This window comes from Sulfitobacter sediminis, from assembly GCF_040811725.1.
Taxonomy (GTDB): Bacteria; Pseudomonadota; Alphaproteobacteria; order Rhodobacterales; family Rhodobacteraceae; genus Sulfitobacter; species Sulfitobacter sediminis.
The window spans coordinates 1-252 of record NZ_JBFNXX010000197.1 but is presented as its reverse complement, the minus strand read 5'-3'; the positions used below and the strand labels follow the sequence as shown (position 1 = coordinate 252).

Annotated in this window: 1 protein-coding gene; it reads left to right on the top strand. The window is 68.3% G+C overall.

From position 1 onward, the window contains the following. A partial coding sequence (locus tag AB2B41_RS23635; protein WP_367880265.1) for a hypothetical protein occupies positions 1-218 on the top strand: 218 nt, incomplete at its 5' end. Between the last annotated feature and the right edge of the window lie 34 nt (positions 219-252).

Here is a 252-nt window from a genome sequence, read left to right as displayed (position 1 = left end):
GCGATAAACTCGCCTGCTATCTCGTGGGCTGCTCGACGAACGGGTGCTCTTCCGATCTCGGCGATAATAACGGCGGCGACAACAACGGCGGCGAGAACAACGGCGGCGGCGACAACAACGGCGGCGATAATAACGGCGGCGAGAACAACGGCGGCAATAACGGCGGCGGCGAGAACGGCGGCGGCGAGAACGGCGGCGGCGAGAACGGCGGCGGGTAGAGCTGGGTGGGCGAGGGCTCGGGCGTCGGGGGGG